This is a genomic window from Bradyrhizobium sp. (genome assembly GCF_052389815.1).
Lineage (GTDB): Bacteria > Pseudomonadota > Alphaproteobacteria > Rhizobiales > Xanthobacteraceae > Bradyrhizobium.
In genome coordinates this window covers 1-1,854 of record NZ_JBQTHN010000119.1, presented here as the reverse complement: position 1 = coordinate 1,854, position 1,854 = coordinate 1, and the positions used below count along the sequence as shown (strand labels likewise).

Below are 1,854 nucleotides of genomic sequence, written 5' to 3'. Positions count from 1 at the left end.
TCATATCGGCCAACCGCGTGCCATCAGGCAATCTCGGCCAGACCGCCGCGCCCGCCGACATCTACCGCACGAGGGACGGCTGGGTGCTGTGCCAGGTGACGGGCCATCCGCTGTTCATCCGCTGGGCCAAACTGATGGGCGAGGAGGAGCAATGGCTGATCGACCCGCGCTTCGCCGACGACCTCAAGCGCGGCGAGAACGGCCCGATCATCAGCGCGCGGATGGCGCGCTGGTGCGCCGAGCGCACCACGCAGGAAGCCGTCGACACGCTGGGAAGTGCGATGATTCCGGCCGGCCCCGTGCTGAGCCCGCAACAGGCGCTCGACCATCCGCACATCCGCGCGAGCGGCTTCCTGCAGGAAGTCGATTATCCGGGCCTGCCGAAATCCGCACCGGTCGCCCGCGCCGCGGTGCGGCTGTCGGAAACGCCGGGCGAGATCGCGGCGCGCCCGCCGACGCTCGGCGAGCATACGGAGGTGGTGCTGGCGGAGCTGGGGTATGACGCGGCGGAGATTGCGCGGTTGAGGGCAGGTGGGGTGATTTAGGGCGTCGGCAAAGCCGTCCGGCTCTCGCTGGCGATTCCCGTTTGCTGGCCGTTATCTGTTCAGGGAATTTGTTCGACCAGCGACCGCACGGTCTCGAGACAATTCCTTTTCTGGTCGTCCCATCCCTCTCGAATGTCGAGTTCAGCGAGCTCATCCTGCAGGAATTTTCGATCGATGCCGTTCAACCGGTGGAGCAGCGCGCTCTTCTTGTCCGAGACGACGTTCGAATTGCCGATCAAGGCGTCGTGGTCGATCGAGTCGGCCACCGCGATGTCGAAGATGTCGCGCGGTTTGAGCATTGTCGGACGATAGTGCATCTTCTTGAGGGCGATTTCCGCCGGATGCTCGATCTGGATAACGACCTTGCGCTTGGCAGGCAGATCGGTGAGGTCGACTTCATGGAAGGATGCGGCGAGGCCGGACAGCGGAGGGCTGACGATGAAGTCGATCTCACCCTCCGCAAATCTGAGTTTCAGATAATGAGCTGCATCGTCCCAGCTGCGGCAACCCCAGACGTCGGTGACTTTGGGCGACATGATGCCGAGATATTGCGGGTCATCGATGAACGCGTCGATGTCCCTGCTCAACCGGTGGCCGGCGTGCAGCATCAGGGCAGTGCCGCCGCCCAGGATCCATCCCGGGACGGGCGGTCCCTGCTGCGCGAGCTGCTCCAGCCCGACGATGGTTCGACTAAGGAGCAGGCGCCAGCTGGTCAAGGAGTGCCTCCAGGGCGGGGTTTCCTTCTCCGGTCGCGGTCTTCAATGCGCGATAGCTCGATGCAAGGACACGCCTTGAAATGCCGTGCATCTCGGCGAACTCGAAAATCAGTTGCGGCTTCACGTCGGTGAAGAACGTTGCGATGTGAACTGTCCACGGCTCGCTCTTTCCCGAGGCGAGACATTTGGCGAGCGCTGCGGCGGTGATGGATTTCTTGTAGGGCGCGTTGGTGGTGCCGAGAACGAGATCGTCCACCTCGCGTCTGGACATCGGCCGGCGATGCCGGCTGCCCTGTTCGGCGTTCACGGCCTTCTTCAGATCGCTGAACAACTCGTCTGGCATCGTTTCGAGCCGGCCGGCTTTCCGCGCATCGACCGCGGCCGCCAGCTTGCGGTAATCCTCGATGCTCAGCAGCACCAGTCGCGGCTTGTTCCGCTGCGTGATGGTCACGGGCCTGCGCAGCGCTTCCGCGATGATGTCGCCGGATTTCCGGGAGAGGTCACTGGTTGTGTATTGGGCCATGAGGCATGCTCCATTGCTGTAATATACAGCAATGCTGTAAATGCTGCAAGCGATCGGGGGGCTCCTCAGA

At 63.1% G+C, this 1,854-nt stretch carries 2 protein-coding genes and 1 pseudogene; 1 reads left to right on the top strand and 2 read right to left on the bottom strand.

All coding sequences use genetic code 11. From position 1 onward, the window contains the following. Positions 1 to 545, top strand: a 545-nt coding sequence (locus ACT4OC_RS20360; RefSeq protein WP_444840830.1) for a CoA transferase, incomplete at its 5' end; no start/stop codon positions are given. A gap of 59 nt (positions 546 to 604) precedes the next feature. On the opposite strand, the gene ACT4OC_RS20355 is transcribed toward ACT4OC_RS20360, so the two are convergent. Then, positions 605 to 1,261 (bottom strand): nucleotidyl transferase AbiEii/AbiGii toxin family protein, encoded by a 657-nt coding sequence (locus tag ACT4OC_RS20355; protein ID WP_444840829.1) that lies wholly within the window; start codon positions 1,259 to 1,261, stop codon positions 605 to 607. 289 nt (positions 1,262 to 1,550) lie between these two features. Then, positions 1,551 to 1,784: pseudogene (locus ACT4OC_RS20350) on the bottom strand (type II toxin-antitoxin system prevent-host-death family antitoxin); the annotation flags it as partial. Positions 1,785 to 1,854 lie beyond the last annotated feature (70 nt).